16 protein-coding genes are annotated in these 17,610 nt (G+C 66.0%); 11 read left to right on the top strand and 5 right to left on the bottom strand.

Features of this window, described 5'->3' with window-relative positions:
* The first annotated feature begins 102 nt into the window (after positions 1–102).
* The 4 genes from IM733_RS20790 to IM733_RS20775 are packed head-to-tail and all read left to right on the top strand — an operon-like array spanning position 103 to position 4,611.
* The gene (locus tag IM733_RS20790; protein WP_248918294.1) at positions 103–1,458 is read left to right on the top strand and encodes a M16 family metallopeptidase; all 1,356 of its coding nucleotides are present in this window, start codon (positions 103–105) and stop codon (positions 1,456–1,458) included.
* Positions 1,451–2,944: a M16 family metallopeptidase gene (locus tag IM733_RS20785; protein ID WP_248918293.1), complete on the top strand. Its 1,494-nt coding sequence runs from the start codon at positions 1,451–1,453 to the stop codon at positions 2,942–2,944. The genes IM733_RS20790 and IM733_RS20785 overlap by 8 nt, the downstream gene beginning before the upstream one ends.
* Positions 2,944–3,558 (top strand): 16S rRNA (guanine(966)-N(2))-methyltransferase RsmD, encoded by a 615-nt coding sequence (rsmD, locus tag IM733_RS20780; RefSeq protein WP_248918292.1) that lies wholly within the window; start codon positions 2,944–2,946, stop codon positions 3,556–3,558. The genes IM733_RS20785 and rsmD overlap by 1 nt, the downstream gene beginning before the upstream one ends.
* 60 nt (positions 3,559–3,618) lie before the next feature.
* Positions 3,619–4,611: a hydrolase gene (locus IM733_RS20775; RefSeq protein ID WP_213659193.1), complete on the top strand. Its 993-nt coding sequence runs from the start codon at positions 3,619–3,621 to the stop codon at positions 4,609–4,611.
* Positions 4,612–4,705: 94 nt separating this feature from the next.
* Here IM733_RS20775 and IM733_RS20770 read toward each other — a convergent pair whose 3' ends face one another.
* Complete coding sequence (locus tag IM733_RS20770) at positions 4,706–5,560, bottom strand: sulfurtransferase (RefSeq protein WP_248918291.1); 855 nt, start codon at positions 5,558–5,560, stop codon at positions 4,706–4,708.
* Between the two features lie 35 nt (positions 5,561–5,595).
* Positions 5,596–6,261, bottom strand: a complete 666-nt coding sequence (locus IM733_RS20765; protein ID WP_213659191.1) for a TetR/AcrR family transcriptional regulator — start codon at positions 6,259–6,261, stop codon at positions 5,596–5,598.
* A gap of 147 nt (positions 6,262–6,408) precedes the next feature.
* Between IM733_RS20765 and IM733_RS20760 the strand changes: the two genes are divergently transcribed.
* The 6 genes from IM733_RS20760 (at position 6,409) to ggt (ending at position 12,684) form a co-directional block, all read left to right on the top strand.
* Positions 6,409–7,839, top strand: a complete 1,431-nt coding sequence (locus tag IM733_RS20760) for a coniferyl aldehyde dehydrogenase (protein ID WP_248918290.1) — start codon at positions 6,409–6,411, stop codon at positions 7,837–7,839.
* A 12-nt stretch (positions 7,840–7,851) separates the two neighbouring features.
* A complete protein-coding gene (locus tag IM733_RS20755; protein WP_248918289.1) occupies positions 7,852–8,337 on the top strand; it encodes a twin-arginine translocation pathway signal protein in 486 nt (161 codons plus the stop codon).
* Positions 8,338–8,416: 79 nt separating this feature from the next.
* Complete coding sequence (locus IM733_RS20750) at positions 8,417–10,015, top strand: GMC family oxidoreductase (protein ID WP_248918288.1); 1,599 nt, start codon at positions 8,417–8,419, stop codon at positions 10,013–10,015.
* 111 nt (positions 10,016–10,126) lie between these two features.
* On the top strand, positions 10,127–10,606 hold the full coding sequence (coaD, locus tag IM733_RS20745) for a pantetheine-phosphate adenylyltransferase (RefSeq protein ID WP_011531712.1): 480 nt from the start codon (positions 10,127–10,129) through the stop codon (positions 10,604–10,606).
* Between the two features lie 108 nt (positions 10,607–10,714).
* Complete coding sequence (locus IM733_RS20740) at positions 10,715–10,966, top strand: YfhL family 4Fe-4S dicluster ferredoxin (protein ID WP_011531711.1); 252 nt, start codon at positions 10,715–10,717, stop codon at positions 10,964–10,966.
* Complete coding sequence (gene ggt, locus IM733_RS20735; RefSeq protein WP_248918287.1) at positions 10,966–12,684, top strand: gamma-glutamyltransferase; 1,719 nt, start codon at positions 10,966–10,968, stop codon at positions 12,682–12,684. The genes IM733_RS20740 and ggt overlap by 1 nt, the downstream gene beginning before the upstream one ends.
* Before the next feature lie 23 nt (positions 12,685–12,707).
* On the opposite strand, the gene mutM is transcribed toward ggt, so the two are convergent.
* Entirely contained in the window at positions 12,708–13,520 is an 813-nt protein-coding gene (mutM, locus tag IM733_RS20730; RefSeq protein WP_248918286.1) for a bifunctional DNA-formamidopyrimidine glycosylase/DNA-(apurinic or apyrimidinic site) lyase, read from the bottom strand.
* A 3-nt stretch (positions 13,521–13,523) separates the two neighbouring features.
* Entirely contained in the window at positions 13,524–14,342 is an 819-nt protein-coding gene (locus IM733_RS20725) for an HDOD domain-containing protein (RefSeq protein WP_248921211.1), read from the bottom strand.
* A gap of 326 nt (positions 14,343–14,668) precedes the next feature.
* Here IM733_RS20725 and IM733_RS20720 point away from each other — a divergent pair, with 326 nt between their 5' ends.
* On the top strand, positions 14,669–15,865 hold the full coding sequence (locus IM733_RS20720) for a class I SAM-dependent rRNA methyltransferase (protein WP_248918285.1): 1,197 nt from the start codon (positions 14,669–14,671) through the stop codon (positions 15,863–15,865).
* Positions 15,866–15,923: 58 nt separating this feature from the next.
* On the opposite strand, the gene IM733_RS20715 is transcribed toward IM733_RS20720, so the two are convergent.
* Positions 15,924–17,597, bottom strand: coding sequence for a DUF4153 domain-containing protein (locus IM733_RS20715; RefSeq protein ID WP_248918284.1), 1,674 nt, complete (start codon positions 17,595–17,597; stop codon positions 15,924–15,926).
* Positions 17,598–17,610: the final 13 nt, after the last annotated feature.

The following is a 17,610-nucleotide window of genomic DNA, read 5'->3' as shown; positions in this document are numbered from 1 at the left end:
ACGGCGACAGGCATGGTCGCCAGGCAACCGGATCAGTATCCTAGCACCTCCTGGCCCGCCGACGCTAAACCCAAGCGGGCCGCCGAACAGGTTGAACACCGTATGAATGCTCTAGCCCGCCGTGCCGCTGGCCTGTTGCTCGGCACGCTGTGCCTGCCGCTGGTGGCCTTCGCCGCCGATGTGCAACCCACTCACGAATTCATCCTCGACAACGGCCTGAAGGTTGTCGTGCGCGAGGACCACCGCGCGCCAGTGGTGGTATCGCAGATCTGGTACAAGGTCGGTTCCAGCTACGAAACGCCAGGCCAGACCGGTCTTTCGCATGCCCTGGAGCACATGATGTTCAAGGGCAGCGCCAAGGTTGGCCCAGGCGAAGCCTCACGCATCCTGCGTGACATCGGCGCCGAAGAGAACGCCTTCACCAGCGACGACTACACCGCCTACTATCAAGAGCTGGCCCGCGACCGCCTGCCGGTAGCCTTCGAGCTGGAGGCCGACCGCCTGGCCAGCCTGCGCCTGCCGGCCGACGAATTCCGCCGTGAGATCGAGGTGATCAAGGAAGAGCGCCGGCTGCGCACCGACGACCAGCCCAACGCGAAGGCCTTCGAGCTGTTCCGCGCCATGGCCTACCCGGCCAGCGGCTACCACACCCCGACCATCGGCTGGATGGCCGACCTCGAACGCATGAAGGTCGAGGAACTGCGCCACTGGTACGAATCCTGGTACGCACCGAACAACGCCACCCTGGTGGTGGTCGGCGACGTCACCCCTGACGAGGTGAAGAACCTCGCACAGAAATACTTCGGCCCGATCCCCAAGCGCGCCGTGCCACCGAGCAAGCTGCCGCTGGAACTGGCCGAGCCGGGCCAGCGCCAACTGACCCTGCATGTACGCACGCAACTGCCCAGCCTGATCTACGGGTTCAATGTCCCAAGCCTGGCCACCAGCAAAGAGCCGCGCACCGTCAACGCCCTGCGCCTGATCTCCGCCCTGCTCGACGGCGGCTACAGCGCGCGCCTGCCGGCACGCCTGGAGCGCGGCCAGGAGCTGGTGGCCGGCGCCTCGTCCAGCTACAACGCCTTCACCCGGGGTGACAGCCTGTTCCTGGTTTCGGCCACGCCCAACGTGCAGAAGCACAAGACCCTCGCCGACGTCGAGAAAGGCGTCTGGCAACTGCTCGACGAGCTCAAGACCACCCCACCGACCGCTGAAGAGCTCGAGCGCGTGCGCGCCCAGGTGATCGCCGGCCTGGTCTACGACCGCGACTCGATCAGCAGCCAGGCCACCACCATCGGCATGCTGGAGACCGTCGGCCTGTCGTGGAAGTTGATCGACAGCGAGCTGGACGACCTCAAGCGCGTGACGCCTCAGGACATCCAGGACGCCGCCCGCACTTACTTCACCCGCGAACGCCTGAGCGTTGCCCATGTACTGCCCGAGGAGTCCGCTCATGAGTGATCGCAGCGCACCCCGCTACACCCTGTTCGGCCTGGCGATCATCGTGCTGGTGGTGGCCATCGCCCTGCTGCTGGCGCGCCCGGCCCAATCAGACAATGCCGGCAAGCCCGCCACCGCCGCCCGCCCGGCCCATGCACTGCAGTCGCTGGCCGAGCTGGACGGCAAGGCCCCGAGCCGCCGCCAGTTGAACATCCAGAACTGGACCACCGCCGAAGGCGCCCGGGTACTGTTCGTCGAGGCCCGCGAACTGCCAATGTTCGACCTGCGCGTCACCTTCGCCGCCGGCAGCAGCCAGGACGGCGGCACCCCCGGCCTGGCCGCACTGGCCAACGCCATGCTCAACGAGGGCGTAGCCGGTAAGGATGTGACCGCCATCGCTCAAGGCTTCGAAGGCCTGGGCGCGGACTTCGGCAACGGTTCCTATCGCGACATGGCTGTGGCCTCCCTGCGTAGCCTGAGCGCCGCGGACAAGCGTGAACCGGCCCTGCAGCTGTTCACCGAGGTGGTTGGCAAGCCGACCTTCCCCGAGGACGCTCTCAAGCGCATCAAGAACCAGATACTTGCCGGCTTCGAGTATGAGAAACAGAACCCCGGCAAGCTTGCAGGCAAGGCACTGTTCGCCAACCTGTACGGTAACCACCCCTACGCTCACCCCAGCGACGGCACCGCCGAGACCATCCCCGGCATCACCCTGGAGCAACTGCGCGACTTCCACAAGAAGGCCTACAGCGCTGGCAATGCGGTGATCGCCCTGGTCGGCGACCTCGACCGTGGCGAAGCCGCGGCCATCGCCGCCCAGGTGTCCGCCGGCCTACCCAAAGGGCCGGCACTGGCCAAGCCCGAGCAACCGAACGAACCCAAGCCGGGCGTGACCCATATCGACTTCCCGTCCAAGCAGACCCACCTGATGCTGGCCGAACTCGGTATCGACCGTAACGACCCGGACTGGCCCGCCCTGTCGCTGGGCAACCAGATCCTCGGCGGTGGTGCGTTCGGTACCCGCCTGATGAGTGAAGTTCGCGAAAAACGCGGCCTCACCTATGGCGTGTACTCGGTGTTCAGCCCGATGCAGGTGCGCGGCCCGTTCATGATCAACCTGCAAACCCGCGCCGAGCTTAGCGAAGGCACGCTCAAGCTGGTCCAGGACATCCTCGCCGACTACCTGAAGAATGGCCCGACCCAGCAAGAGCTGGACGACGCCAAGCGTGAACTGGCCGGCAGCTTCCCGCTGTCCAACGCCAGTAACGCGAGCATCGTCGGCCAACTGGGCGCGATCGGCTTCTACGACCTGCCGCTGAGCTGGCTGGAGGACTTCATGCAGCAGTCCCAGGCACTGACGGTCGAGCAGGTCAAGGCCGCCATGGCCAAGCACCTGGCCGCCGACCGGCTGGTGATCGTCACCGCCGGCCCCAAGGTGCCACAGAAGCCACTGCCGGCCCCCACTGACAAACCCGCCGAGCAGCCGCTCGGCGTACCGGAGCATTAATGGCAAGACCCACCTCCCCAGCGCGCCCGGCACCGGGCGCCAGCAAGGGCCCCGGCCAACTGCGCATCATCGCCGGCGAGTGGCGCAGCCGCCGCCTGGCAGTGCCGGAAGGCGAGGGCCTGCGCCCCACGCCTGACCGCGTGCGCGAAACCCTGTTCAACTGGCTGGCACCCTACATCGAGGGCGCCCATGTGCTGGATGCTTTCACCGGCAGCGGCGCCCTGGTACTCGAGGCGCTGTCCCGTGGTGCCGAGAACGCAGTGGCGCTGGACAGCAACCCGACCGCCATCGCAAACCTCAAGCACAATCTCGAACTGCTGCGCTGCCCCCGTGGGCAGATCCTGCAGACCGACGCTCTGCGTTACCTGCAAGGCCCGACCAAGCAGCAGTTCGACCTGGTGTTCCTCGACCCGCCCTTCCACCAAGACCTGCTGGCCAACACCTGCAACCTGCTGGAACAAGGCCAGTGGCTGCGCGAACAGGCGTGGGTCTACACCGAGAGCGAGGCGGCACCGTCCTCACTACCCATGCCAGGCAACTGGCGCCTGCACCGCGAGAAGAAGACCGGCCAGGTGCACTATGCGCTGTGGCAGCGCGTGGCAGCCGACCAATAGCGCAGATACAGTGGCGGTGTTTCATGGCACTCTAGGCGGGCACATCACGAGTCGCCCAGCATGCCCAGCCTCACCGCCACGTTCCGCCCGGCCACCGGCCTGTCCAACCCGCACCTGCAGACGCTGTGGGGCCCTCTCTGGCGCAAGCTTCCCGATCTGTCCCGCAACCGCGAACGCCTGTGGCTGGCCGACGGCGACTTCCTCGACCTCGACTGGCATGGCCCGCACCAGCCCGACGCCCCCCTGGTGCTGGTGCTGCACGGGCTGACCGGCTCTTCCAACTCCCCGTACGTCAAAGGTTTGCAGCAAGCACTGCAGGCACGTGGCTGGGCCAGTGTCGCGGTGAACTGGCGTGGTTGCTCGGGCGAGCCCAACCTGCTGGCGCGCAGCTACCACTCCGGGGCGAGCGAAGACTTGGCCGAGACCATCCGCCACCTGCGCGCCCAGCGGCCGCTGGCACCGCTGTACGCAGTGGGCTATTCGCTCGGAGGCAACGTGTTGCTCAAGTACCTGGGTGAGAGTGGTTCGGCCAGCCAGCTGGAAGCGGCGGTGGCGGTGTCGGTGCCGTTTCGTCTGGACCAGTGCGCCGATCGCATCGGGTTGGGCTTCTCGAAGCTCTACCAAGCGCATTTCATGCGCGAGATGCTGGCCTATGTGCAGAACAAGCAGCGGCATTTTCGTGACAAGGGCCATCAACAAGGGCTGGATGAGATCGAGCGCCTGGGGCCTTTGCGCAACCTGCGTACCTTCTGGGATTTCGATGGCCGGGTAACCGCGCCGCTCAACGGTTTCAGTGATGCCCACGATTATTATCGGCGTGCTTCAAGCCGCTACTACCTGGGCGAGAACCGCACCCCAACGCTGATCATCCACTCCAGCGACGATCCATTCGTGTTCGACCACAGCCTGCCAAGCGCCAGCGAGCTGGCAGCGCAAACGCACTTCGAGTTGCACAGCCGGGGCGGGCATGTGGGGTTTGTCGACGGCAGCCTGCGTAATCCGGGGTATTACCTGGAGCGGCGGATTCCGCAGTGGCTGCTGGAAGGTCGATAGCGGTAGTTCTGTAGGAGCCAGCCTTAATGGCGAATGGGCTCTCTGGCAAGGCTGCGCCTTGCATCGCCAGCAAGGCTGGCTCCTACAGTAAAAGTCAGTCGCCTGTCGCCACTGCGTGCTGCGGATCATTGATCCACTCGCTCCAGGAGCCTGCATACAACCGCCCCAGCGGGTACCCCGCCAGCGCCAGGGCGAACAGGTTGTGGCAGGCCGTCACGCCCGAGCCGCAATAGGCCACCAGGTGCTCCGGCGAGCGGCCACCCAGCTTTTCGGCAAAACGCTGCTTGAGCTGCGCGGCAGGCAGGAAACGCCCGTCGGCGCCAAGGTTGTCGGTAAAGGCCGCACATTGCGCACCCGGGATGTGCCCGGCCACCGGGTCGATCGGCTCGACCTCGCCTCGGAAGCGCGGCAACGCACGGGCGTCGATCAGGGTCAGGTCCGCCTCGCCCAAGCGCTTGGCCAGGTGCCCGGCATCGATCAGCAGCTTCATGTCCGGGTCACCGCTGAAGTTGCCCTCACGCCGCGCGGGCGGGTCCAGGCTCAATGGCAGGTGTGCCGCGTGCCAAGCTTTCAGGCCGCCATCGAGAATCCATACCCCGTCGCGCTTGCCCAGCCAGGCCAGCAGCCACCAGGCACGGGCGGCAAACGCGCCAGGGCCGTCGTCGTAGAGCACCACCTCGCTGTCGTCGTCCAGGCCCCATTCACGCAGGCGCTCGACCAGGCGCTGCGCATCGGGCAACGGATGCCGCCCGGTACGCCCCTTGACCACCGGCCCGCTCAGGTCACGCTCCAGGTCGGCGAAACGCGCCCCGGCGATATGCCCCTGGGCATAGCTGCGCTGGCCGTAGTCGACATCTTCCAGGGCGAAACGACAGTCGAGGATCACCAGCCCGGGCGAGTCCAGGCGCTCGGCCAGTCGCTGCGGGGTGATCAGTTGCGCAAGGGGCATGACAATCTCCTGTTGAATGGCTCGAAAACCCCAGCTCAGTGCTCCAGGGCCTGGTTGAACGGAACGTGATACTCATCGCACAGCGCCTGCACGGCAGCCCGCGAGGCCGGGGTGACATAGCCCAGTTCCAGCACCACCACCTGATAGACGCCACGCTTGAAGGCTTCTTCACCCAGGTGGGCGGTGTGCTCGCGGGTGGTGCTGAGGAAACGTACCCAGGACGTCAGGACGATCCAGGCATTGATGGTCAGCGACTCGATCTGCGTCGCATCCATGGCCAGGATCCCGGCGTCGACGAAACCACGGTAGATGGCCTGGCCATGTTGCAGGCAGCGCCGGGAAAAACGTCGATAGCGCGCGGCCAACTCCGGGTCGCTGTCGAGCAGGTGCTCCAGGTCGCGGTGGAGGAAGCGGTAGTTCCACATCGCCGCCAGCAAGGCCTTGAGGTAGAAGCGTTTGTCCTCGACCGTGGCGGCCCGCCCCTGGGGGGCGCGCAGGAAGCTGTCGACCAGTTCTTCGTACTGGTTGAACAGCACGGCGATGATCGCCTGCTTGTTGGGGAAGTGGTAGTACAGGTTGCCGGGCGAGATTTCCATGTGCGCGGCAATGTGGTTGGTGCTGACGCTACGCTCGCCCTGCTGGTTGAACAGCTCCAGGCTGTTCTGCACGATGCGCTCTCGGGTCTTCATGCGCGGGGCCATGCTCAGCTCCGGTCTCCAGGGTGAATGATCAGGGCCATCTTACGGCCTCCAGCCGGTCGGGTGCACCGCCAAGGTCATGAAAATAGGTGCACCATCGTACCAGTTAGAGTATATGCTCTAGCCATTCGCCCCCCCCTCGGAGCCGCCATGACCTCGCCTGCCGTTCTCCCTCCCGTGCAATCCGACCTCGACCTGCAAGCGACGTTCGACGCCCAGCGCCAGGCGTTCGCCAGCAACCCCATGCCCCCGGCCGCCCAGCGCCGGCAGTGGCTCAAGAGCCTGCGCGAGGCGCTGTTGGCGGACCAGGAAACCTTGATCGCCAGCATCGATGCCGACTTCAGTGGGCGTAGCCGCGATGAAACCCTGATCGCCGAGCTGATGCCCTCGGTGCTGGGCCTGCGCGATGCCGAGCGCCACCTGCAGCGCTGGATGCGCGCGTCGCGGCGCAAGGTCGGCCTGGCCTTCCAGCCCGCCAGTGCACGGGTGCAGTACCAGCCATTGGGGGTGGTGGGGATCATCGTGCCGTGGAACTACCCGCTGTTCCTCGCCATCGGCCCGCTGACCGGCGCCCTGGCTGCGGGAAACCGGGTGATGCTCAAGCTCAGCGAATCGACCCCCGCAAGCGGCCAGGCACTCAAGGCCCTACTGGAGCGGGTGTTCCCCAGCGACCTGGTCAGCGTCGTGCTGGGTGAGGTAGAGGTCGGCCAGGCCTTTGCCCGCCTGCCGTTCGACCACCTGTTGTTCACCGGCGCCACCAGCGTCGGCCGCCACGTGATGCTGGCGGCCGCGCAGAACCTCACCCCGGTGACCCTGGAGCTGGGCGGCAAGTCGCCGGCCATTGTCTCGGCAAATGTGCCGCTGGACACCGCCGCCGAGCGCATCGCCTTCGGCAAGACCCTCAACGCCGGGCAGACCTGTGTCGCCCCCGACTACGTGCTGGTGCCCCGCGAACGCCTGGGCGCCTTCGCCGAGGCCTACCAGCGCGCCGTGCGCAGCGCCTACCCGCGCCTCGCCGACAATCCCGACTACAGCGCGATCATCAACGAGCGCCAACTCGCCCGCCTGAACCACCTGCTGGACGACGCCCGTGCCCAGGGCGCCAAGGTGCTCGACCTGTATGCCGATGAGCCGCGCCAGGGCCGGCGCCTGCCGCCCCACCTGCTGCTGGAGGTTCACGACGGCATGCAAGTGATGCAGGACGAAATCTTCGGCCCGCTGCTGCCGCTGGTGCCCTACGACCGGCTCGACGATGCCCTGGCCTACATCAACCAGCGGCCACGGCCTCTGGCGCTCTACTACTTCGGCTACGACCGTAGCGAGCAGGCGCGGGTGCTGCGCGACACCCACTCCGGTGGCGTGTGCCTCAACGACACCCTGCTGCACGTGGCCCAGGACGACTTGCCGTTCGGCGGCATCGGCCCGTCCGGCATGGGGCATTACCATGGCCACGAAGGTTTCCTCACCTTCAGCAAGGCCAAGGCCGTGCTGGCCAAGCAGCGAATAAACGCTGCCAAGGTGATCTACCCGCCTTATGGCAAGGCCTTGCAGCGCCTGGTCTACAAGCTGTTCATCCGCTGAGCGGGGCAGGCCATGCAACGTCGCGACCTGCTCAGGTTCAGCCTGGGCGCCAGCCTGTTCCTCGGTGCCGCGAGCCTGATCGGCTGCACGAAAGAGGCGCCCTCCTCTGGCTATCAGGTGCTGCGCGAGGACGACCTGCCGCTGTTGCAGGCCTTGATCCCGATCGTGCTGGCGGGAACCCAGGCCTCCACCAATACCGTGCTCGCGAGCCTCGACCACAAGCTGGCGTCGCTCTCCCCGGCCATGCTCAAACTGACCCGGCAGTTGTTCGATGTGCTCAGCCTGCCCCTGACCCGTGGGCCGTTGACCGGAGTCTGGGGCAGCTGGGACAACGCCACGAGCATGGATGTGGAGCGGTTCCTGGATCGTTGGCGCACCAGCTCGTTGAACCTGTTGCGCCAGGGGCACGCCTCGCTGCTGCAGCTATTGCTGATGGCCTGGTATGAGCGCCCCGAGGCCTGGACCGCTTGCGGGTATCCGGGGCCGCCGAAGGTCTGAACGGCCACCCATGCACCGCCTGGTGTGACAAGTTCCCCGCAGATCGATCCGCCTTGCCTTGTCCAGAAGGAATCGCCTCATGCCCGTCCCAGATCCGTTTCGCCAAGGCCTTGAACGAGGCTGGACCACCCACGATGGCTCACGCCTGGACCAGGACCTGTCCCTCGAAGCCGATGTCGCCGTAATCGGCAGCGGTGCCGGTGGCGCCACCACGGCCGAACTGCTCAGCGCCGCCGGCCTGAAGGTGCTGCTGATCGAGGAAGGCCCTCTGAAGACCAGCAGCGACTTCCACCTGCTGGAACACGAGGCCTACGCCGACCTCTACCAGGAAGGGTTGGGGCGCCTGAGCAAGGAGGGCGCCATCACCATCCTCCAGGGCCGTGCAGTGGGTGGCACCACACTGGTCAACTGGACATCCAGCTTCCGTACACCACCGCAAACACTGGAGCATTGGGCCCGCGAGCACGGGGTGAAGGGCCTGGACGGCGAAACCCTGCGCCCCTGGTTCGAACGCATGGAGCAGCGCCTGGGGATCGCCCCGTGGGCAATGCCACCCAACGCCAACAACGACGTGCTGCGTCGAGGCTGCGAAGCCCTGGGCCACCGCTGGGCGGTCATCCCGCGCAACGTGCGCGGCTGCTGGAACCTGGGTTACTGCGGCATGGGCTGCCCGGTCAACGCCAAGCAGTCGATGCTGGTCACCAGCATCCCCGCCACCTTGGACAAGGGCGGCGAACTGCTCTACCTGGCCCGTGCCGAGCGCTTCAGCCATGACGGCCAGCGCATCGACCACCTGCAGTGCCAGGCCCTGGACGCCAAGGGTATCCAACCGACTGGGCGACAGGTCCGCGTACGCGCCCGTCACTATGTGCTGGCGGGTGGCGGCATCAACAGCCCGGCCCTGCTGCTACGCTCGCAGGCGCCCGACCCGCACCAGCGCCTGGGCAAGCGCACCTTCCTGCACCTGGTCAACTTCAGCGCCGCGCAATTCGCCGACAGGATCGACCCGTACTACGGCGCGCCGCAATCGATCTACAGTGACCAGTTCCAGTGGCAGGGCGGTGTCAGCGGCCCGGTCGGCTACAAGCTCGAGGTCCCCCCGCTGCACCCGGCCCTGGCCAGCACCCTGCTTGGCGGGCACGGCCAGGACAATGCCCTGCGCATGGCCGAGCTGCCCCACACCCACGTGATGCTGGCGCTGCTGCGCGATGGCTTCAACCCCGACAGCCCGGGCGGGCAGGTGGAACTGCGTGGCGACGGTTCGCCGGTGCTCGACTACCCCGTCACCGACTACCTGCGCGACGGCCTGCGCCGGGCCTGGCACAGCATGGCGCAGATCCAGTTCGCCGCCGGCGCTCACCAGGTGCTGCCGGTGCATGGCGACGCCTGCTACGTCGAAACGCCGGACCAGGCCAAGGCACTGATCGACAGCCTGCCCCTGGAGCTATTGCGCATGCGCCTGGGCAGTGCCCATGTCATGGGCGGCTGCGCCCTGGGCGAAGACCCGCGCCAGGCGGTGTGCGACAGCCTGGGCCGGCATCACCAGCTGGAGAACCTGTCGATCCACGACGGCTCGTTGTTCCCCACCAGCATCGGCGCCAACCCGCAGCTGTCGGTCTATGCCCTGGCCGCGCGGCTCAGCGACGCGCTGATCGGCCGCCTGGCAAACGGCGCATGACAGCCAATACACGCACTGTCTATAGTGCCATCAGCCAGCCACGCGACTTGGCCGGGCGCAATCGCTGCGCTACCATCCGACTCCCCAACGCACTCCAGCCAGGATGACGCGATGAACCGAGTGTTGTACCCGGGTACTTTCGACCCCATTACCAAAGGCCATGGCGACCTGGTCGAGCGCGCCTCGCGGCTGTTCGACCATGTGATCATCGCCGTGGCGGCCAGCCCCAAGAAGAACCCCCTGTTCCCGCTGGAGCAACGGGTCGAGCTGGCCCGCGAGGTCACCAAGCACCTGCCCAATGTCGAAGTCATCGGCTTCTCCTCGCTGCTGGCGCATTTCGCCAAGGAACAGGGCGCGAACGTGTTCCTGCGCGGCCTGCGCGCAGTTTCCGACTTCGAATACGAGTTCCAGCTGGCCAACATGAACCGCCAGTTGGCGCCGGACGTCGAGAGCCTGTTCCTCACCCCTTCCGAGCGCTATTCGTTCATTTCCTCGACATTGGTCCGGGAAATCGCCGCGCTGGGCGGTGATATCAGCAAGTTCGTCCACCCCACCGTGGCCGACGCATTGACCGAGCGCTTCCGCAAGTAACCATGCGGTCAGGATGTCGCGCCCGCGTGCACTGCGGGCGCGAATCCGGCACAATTGCGCTTGTCGCTTTGAAACATGCCCGGGCCCGACGCCCCGGCCGGAGTCTCCATGTCCCTGATCATCACCGACGATTGCATCAACTGCGACGTCTGCGAACCTGAGTGCCCGAACGCCGCCATCTCGCAAGGCGAGGAGATCTACGTGATCGACCCGAACCTGTGCACCCAGTGCGTGGGCCACTACGACGAGCCACAGTGCCAGCAAGTCTGCCCGGTCGACTGCATCCCCCTGGATGAAGCCCACCCGGAAACCGAAGACGAACTGATGGCCAAGTACCGCCGGATCACCGGCAAGGCCTGATGCCGTTCGTCGCCGCAGTTCGACGCTCACTCCTCGGCGCCGCCCTGGCGCTGCTGGCCACCGCCGCCCAGGCTGATGGCCCAGGCCGCGCGGCCATCGCCAGCCCGCACGGCGAAGCCACCGCAGCAGCCCAGCAGGTTCTCGCCCAGGGCGGCAACGCCTTCGACGCCGCCGTGGCCATCAGCGCCGCGCTGGCAGTGGTCGAGCCCTATGGCTCGGGCCTGGGCGGTGGCGGTTTCTTCCTGCTGCGCGAAAGCGCCGACACGCCACGCTACGCCTTCCTCGATGCCCGTGAACGGGCGCCGGCCGCCGCCCGGGCAGACATGTACGTGAAAGATGGCAAGGTTCAGCCGGGGCTGTCGATCAACGGCCCGTTGGCCGCCGCCATCCCCGGCCTGCCCCAGGCGCTGGCCGACCTGGCCGCGACCCACGGCAAGCTGCCCTTGAAGGACACCCTGGCCCCAGCCATCCGCCTGGCCAACCAGGGCTTTGCCGTCGACCGCATCTACCGCGACCGGGCGACCATGCGCCTGAGTGCCCTGCGCGACGACCCCGAAAGCGCCCGGCTGTTCCTTCGCATCAACGACGTGCCAGCATTGGGCACGCTGATCCGCCAGCCGGAACTGGCCGCCACCTTGCAGCGCATGGCCGAACACGGCCGTGACGGTTTCTACCGCGGCCCGATGGCCCAGCGCCTGGTCGATGGCGTACGCCAAGCCGGTGGCGTTTGGACCCTCGACGACCTCGCCGGCTACCACACCGCCTGGCGCGAACCTCTACGCTACTCGTTGGCCAACCAGCACGAGCTGATCAGCAGCCCGCCGCCGTCGGCCGGTGGCGTGGCCCTGGCCCAGAGCCTGGCCATGCTCCAGCGCCTGCCCTGGCAAAGCGCCGAGCCGGTGCAGCGCAGCCACTACGTGATCGAAGTGCTGCGCCGGGCCTACCGCGACCGCGGCCTGCTCGGCGACCCGGACTACGTCGCCAACCCGATCAATCGCCTGCTGGCGCGCCAATACCTCACGGGGCTGGCCGACGGCATCGATGTGCATCAAGCCACACCCAGCAACACTTTGCCGCCCTCGCCGGCTTGGCGCGAGGGCGACCACACCACCCACTTCACGGTGATCGACGCCGACGGCAACGCGGTGTCCGCCACGCTGTCGGTCAACCTGCCGTTCGGCGCGGCTTTTAGCGTGCCGGGCACCGGCGTGGTGTTGAACAACGAGATGGACGATTTTGCCGCCGACCCCAGCGGCAGCAACAGCTACGGCCTGGCGGGCAGCCAGGCCAACGCGGTGGCGGCGGGCAAGCGGCCGCTGTCGAGCATGAGCCCGACGTTCATCGAGAGCCCCAGCCAGTTCGCCAGTTTCGGCACCCCGGGTGGCAGCCGGATACCCAGCATGGTGCTGCTGTCGGTGATGGGGTTCCTGGAAGGCCGGCCGGTGGCCGAATGGCCGGCGACGGCGCGCTATCACCATCAGTACCTGCCGGACGTGGTCGAGCATGAGCCGGGGGCGTTCAGTCCCGCGCAGAAAGCCGAGCTGCAAGCACGCGGGTATCAGTTGAAGGACATAGGGCGCAGCTACGGGAACCAGCAGGTGCTGTACTGGGACAAGGCTGGCGGGACCGTGGAGGCCGCCAGTGATCCGCGAGGTGTTGGCGAGGCGGCCGTTTCGCCGGCAAGCCGGCGCCTACAAGGTTCGACACCCACCCCCTAGAAGCCGGCTTGCCGGCGAACCACTCAACGCTGGCATTTCGGGCAGAACACGCTCGCCCGCTGCCCCAGCTTCACCTCTCGCAGCTCGCTGCCACAGAGCTTGCACGGCTGCCCGCCGCGGCCGTAGACGAATAGCTCCTGCTGGAAATACCCCGGCTGGCCATCGCCACCGATGAAATCGCGCAATGTCGTCCCGCCCTGCTCGATGGCCGCCGCGAGCACGCGCTTGATCTCGATCGCCAGCTTCAGATAGCGCGCCCGGGAGATTCCCCCCGCCTCGCGGCGCGGGTCGATGCCTGCGGCGAACAATGCCTCGGTGGCGTAGATGTTGCCCACGCCCACCACCACGGCGTTGTCCATGATGAACGGCTTGACCGCCATCGAGCGGCCACGGGACAGCTGGAACAGGCGCTCGCCATCGAACAGGTCGGTCAACGGCTCCGGCCCCAGGCGGATCAGCAATTCGTGGTTGAGCGGGTCGAGGCTCCACAGCATGGCCCCGAAACGCCGTGGGTCGGTGTAGCGCAGCATCAACCCCGACTCCAGCTCGATGTCCACATGCTCGTGCTTGGCCGCCGGCAACCCCAGCTCGACCAGGCGCAGGTTGCCGGACATGCCCAGGTGGCTGATCAAGGTGCCAACCTCGGCGTTGATCAGCAGGTACTTGGCGCGGCGCTCGACGCTGACGATGCACTGCCCCGACAGGCGTACATCGAGGTCTTCCGGGATCGGCCAGCGCAGGCGCCGGTCACGCACCACCACGCGGCTGACCCGCTGGCCCACCAGATGCGGGGCAATACCCCGCCGCGTCGTCTCGACCTCTGGCAATTCCGGCATTGTTCAGTGCCCACCCATTTCGCGGATGTTCTGCTTGAGCTGCTCGAAGTCGTATTCGGTCAGGCCGATGTAGTCCAGCACCAGCGGCCCGACCATCTCCCACTCGTGATCAACGGTCTGGTTGCCCAGCACGCGGTAGGACGCGCAGATGTGCTCGGACATCTTCAGCACCGCCAGCAGGTTCTTCAGCTGGGTCTGGGTGTTGCGCGAGGACTCATCGCGGAACACCGCCAGGGCGTTGTGGTGGTTGGCGATGGCGGCGCTGATGTGCTCCGGCAGGCGCCAGGACTTGGCGGTGAAGTAGCCGACCACCGAGTGGTTGGTGTTGAACACACGGTTCTCGGTGTCCACCACGCGGATTTCGTCATTGGCCTTGGCGTAGGACTCTTCCAGCACTTCCATATAGTTGGGGAAACGCTTGTGCATCAGCGGCACGCCGCAGTCGTGGAACAACCCTAGCGTGTAGGCCTCGTCGACTGCCTGGATGCCGGTGCGCTTGGCCAGGGTCAGGCAGGTCATGGCCACGTCCTGGGCGGTGTCCCAGAACGGGTTGAGGGTGACGATGGTCTCGTCGCTCATCTCGCCCTTGATCGACTGGGCGTTGATCAGGTTGATGATCGAGCGGCTGCCCAGCAGGTTCACCGCGCGCTGGATCGAGCCGATCTTGTTCGCCAGGCCGAACTGCGCCGAGTTGACCAGCTTGAGCAGGGCGCCGGACAGGCCCGGGTCCTGGCTGATCAGCTTGGCGATGGTCTCAAGATCAGGGTCGGGCATGTACTGCTCGAACTGCAGGTCGACCATGATCTGCGGCTGCGGCGGGATGGTGATGCCTTGCAAGGCTTGCTGGATCTGTTCGGCGGTAAGTTCCTGGGACATAAGTGCACACTCGCGGGGGACGGGGGATTCTAACCCTGTACGCCGGCAGGGCAACCTATCAGTGGATCGTTGGATCCAGGAATTTCTTTAGCGCTGTAGGAGCCAGCCTTGCTGGCGAACCACACGCCGCGATGCATGGCACCGGCTTCGCCGGTGTTCGCCAGCAAGGCGGGCTCCTACAGGATGAAGCGATATGCCCACGCTTGGTCGCGCCCCACAGCGAATCCGGGGCCAACACGGTATACTCCCGCTCTTTTTCCCGGAGCGACGTCATGTCCCTGCCCAGCCTTCGCCTCAAAGCCAATGCCGACCGCCGCCTGCGCGCCGGCCACCTGTGGGTCTACAGCAATGAAGTCGACGTCGCCGCGACCCCACTGCAGGGCCTGAAGGCCGGCCAGCAGGCCATCCTCGAAGCCGCCAACGGCAAGCCCCTGGGTGTGGTGGCCATGAGCCCGAGCAACCTGATCTGCGCCCGCCTGCTGTCGCGCGACGCCAAGCTGCCGCTGGACAAGTCGCTGCTGGTGCACCGCCTGAACGTGGCCTTGTCGCTGCGCGAGCGCCTGTTCGACAAGCCTTGCTACCGCCTGGTCTACGGTGACTCCGACCTGCTCCCAGGCCTGGTGGTCGACCGCTTCTTCGACATTCTGGTGGTGCAACTGGCCTCGGCCACCATGGAAGCCCACAAGGACGACGTGATCGCCGCCCTGGTGCAGGTGCTCAAACCCAGCGGCATCCTGTTCAAGAACGACTCCGCCGCCCGCGACGCCGAAGGCCTCGAGCGTTATGTCGACACCGTCTACGGCGAAGTGCCGGACTGGGTGGCGCTGGAAGAGAACGGCGTGAAGTTCGAAGCCCCGGTGCGTGAAGGGCAGAAGACCGGTTGGTTCTACGACCACCGCATGAACCGCGCGCGCCTGGCGCCCTACGTCAAGGGCAAGCGCGTGCTCGACCTGTTCAGCTACATCGGTGGCTGGGGCGTGCAGGCCGGCGCGTTCGGCGCCAGCGAAGTGTTCTGCGTGGACGCCTCTGGCTTCGCCCTCGATGGCGTGGAGCGCAACGCCGCGCTGAACGGCATCAGCGAGAAGCTGACCTGCATCGAAGGTGATGTGTTCGAGGCGCTGCGTGAACTGAAAGCCGCCGAAGAGCGCTTCGACGTGATCATCGCCGACCCGCCCGCCTTCATCAAACGCAAGAAGGACCTGAAGAACGGCGAGGCCGCCTACCGCCGTCTCAACGAACAGGCCATGCGCATGCTCAGCAAAGACGGCATCCTGGTCAGCGCCTCGTGCTCGATGCACCTGCCGGAAGATGACCTGCACAACATCCTGCTGACCAGCGCCCGCCACCTGGACCGCAACCTGCAGCTGCTTGAGCGCGGCGGCCAGGGCCCGGACCACCCGGTGCACCCGGCGATCGCCGAGACCCGCTACATCAAGAGCATCACCTGCCGCTTGCTGCCCAACAGCTAAGGCACCCGCTACAAGAAAATCCCGGCCGGGCGCCGGGATTTTTCATGCCTGTGAAAGGCTACTTTTCCAACCGCAGGGACAGTTCCTCGCCATTGAGGCTCAGGGTCTTGTACTTCGGCGTGACCGGTGTCATCGCCCCTTGGCGTATCTGCCTGACCAACTCTTCGGTGTTCTCGAAATCACCGTACAGGGTGCCAATCTGGTGCCACCCCCCTTCACTGGCGAAGACGAACACGTTGGACGCATAGACATGACGCGGGATCATCAACACTTCGTCGCGCCCATCGCCGTCCATGTCCACCGCCCACAGGAAACAGCCTTTGCCGCCGCACTGGCTCTCGGTCATGACCAACGTATCGAATGCCTGGCTGTTGCGTACCGCAGCGCCCAGCCACTCGAGCTGCGGGCCACGGGGCTCTTCGACCAGCGGCTCATGCACCTTGGCCATGTTGAGCAGAAGCCGTTCGCGGTCGGCCTGGTCGAACAACGCCGGGCCTTGCAACTGCGCCTGCAACTCATTGAATGCCGCACGCCCTGGGTCGCCCAGGCGGTAGTACAAGTGGCTGGCATCGAACTCATCGATAGGCGTGCGCCCGCTGACCAGGCGTTCGACCTGGTTCTTCGCGCTCAGCGCCAGCGGGTCCAGCAGCGGTGTATAGAACAGCACCACCAGCACCGCGCTGAGCAAGGCGATCCACGGGTTGCTCAGCCTCAGGCTGTTCAGCCAGGCCTGCCGTGAACTCACCACTGCCCACACCGCCGCCAGGCTGTGCGCCACCATCACGCCCACCAACAGCATGGCCATGATGCGCGACGGGGTCAGGCCGTACTGGTCGATGCGCAACCAACTGGCATAGGCCGCCAGGCCCACCAGCACCGGCAGGCACAACAGGCTGGCCTCGACCAGGCGCTTGAGCGGCGCGGGATAGGCGTTGCCTTGATGACCGTCCTGGAACACACCATTGGTCAGGAACAGGTTGATGCCTGCCAGCACCAACAGCAGCGCGGTCGAATAACCCGTGTCCCACACCGGTTGCAGGCCGCTGAAAGGCAGTGCCAGGGTGAACACCACGGCAATCACCGCACTCAATGGCAACAGGAAACGGCACAGTGTCAGCAGGATACCGCGCAGCAGCCCGATGACCTTTTCGTTTTCCCGGCCCATGCGCATCCCCAGGGAGAACACCACCGGCAGCAGCAGACAGAGGAACTCGGGGGCCTCCACCACATGCTTGACCTGCGGGATGCCCAGCATGGCGAACAACAGTGCGCACAGCCAAAGCAGCTGCCAGAACAGGCCCATCAGCAACTGCGCCAGGAACAGGATGAACACGTTGTTCCAGGCGTGCCTGAACAGGTCCTCATAGCGTGGCCGCAACCCTTCGCGGGTGGGCCAGGCAAGAATGAACGCAGTGCCGATATAACCCAGCACGATGGCGGCCAGGCACCAGGTCTGCTGCAGCCACCCCAGGTGCTCGAAACGGGAGAGCCAGCCACTGATACCGCTGATCAGCACGGTCAGGCCCAGTACCAGCCAGCCTGTGCCACGTTGCAGCACCGCGCTGCCCAGCAATTGCAGGTTCAGGCCGGCCACCGCCACCGCGACACACAGGGCCACCGACAGGCTGAACCCCAGCAGTTCACCCTCTCCTTTCACGGTGGTGAGTACCACCAAGCCCTGGATCAGACCGATGATGACGTAGAACAGTAAAGAGCGACTTGGCGCTGGCATTGCAAATCCTTTT

Origin of the sequence: Pseudomonas entomophila, assembly GCF_023277925.1 — a bacterium.
Lineage (GTDB): Bacteria > Pseudomonadota > Gammaproteobacteria > Pseudomonadales > Pseudomonadaceae > Aquipseudomonas > Aquipseudomonas entomophila_D.
The sequence above is the reverse complement of the archived record's forward strand: the minus strand, read 5'-3'. Positions and strand labels throughout refer to the sequence as shown.